1 protein-coding gene is annotated in these 834 nt (G+C 34.7%); it reads right to left on the minus strand.

The window, feature by feature from the left end; all coding sequences use genetic code 11:
- Positions 1 to 140: 140 nt before the first annotated feature.
- Positions 141 to 834 (minus strand): transposase (locus HX049_RS18405; protein ID WP_286417832.1); only part of this gene is annotated, 694 nt, incomplete at its 5' end.

Raw genomic sequence — 834 nt, forward strand, 5'->3', positions numbered from 1 at the left:
TAACTAATACCTAGCATTAAGATGTTTATGTCTTGTTTGCCAAACTTCCAATTGGTGCGATCCATCACAAGAACATAGGATTCCTGGGTAGGAATAAGCCCAAAGATAAGTCTTGAAATCCATTCCAATTTTAACCCGTATTACGCATTAGGTATATTTAAAGGTAGGTCTAAAGGGTAATCCCATAAACCTACGAACCATTTTCGTCGCTTCTTGACCAGTGCTATTTTAAGCTTGATTGTGTCATTTGTTTTTTCAAAATAAGCTCCAATAGCAAAGGTTCTATATCTTAATGTAGAAAGTGATTTTTGTGTTTTCTCTTGTAAAACAAACATTCTAAAAAGAGCCATTAGATTGTAAGCAATCATTACAAAGATCAAGGCAGCTTCGGTAGCATAGAAGTCTTTTAGATTAAATGATTCTGCTCCAAAATCTTGTTTTAGCTCTTTGATTCTATTCTCTGCATCACCTCTTGCTCGATAGTTTTTCCATACGTCATAAGCTCCACATTCCAAGTTTGTAACATAAGCGGAGTACCTGTAATTTCTGTGTATTTCATCTTCTGGAAACAGACTTAATGTTTTTCCAGGCGCTTGTGGGCGTTTACTTATTTTTTGTCTTACAATAATAACTCTTCTAGGTTTTTCCCAATTCTTAGCTTGGTAGAAGGTATCATTTATTTGGATACCTTCATCGACATTTAGCCAAGAGGTTTGGCTATCTACTAATCTTTGTACTGGATCAGTAAACTTAGCAGCAATGATGTAGTTCATAGGTTTAGACTCTAAATGATCTAAAATATCCTTTTGAAAAAAACCACTATCTAACCGTATT

Source organism: Myroides odoratimimus, assembly GCF_030326305.1.
GTDB classification, from domain to species: Bacteria; Bacteroidota; Bacteroidia; order Flavobacteriales; family Flavobacteriaceae; genus Flavobacterium; species Flavobacterium odoratimimum_A.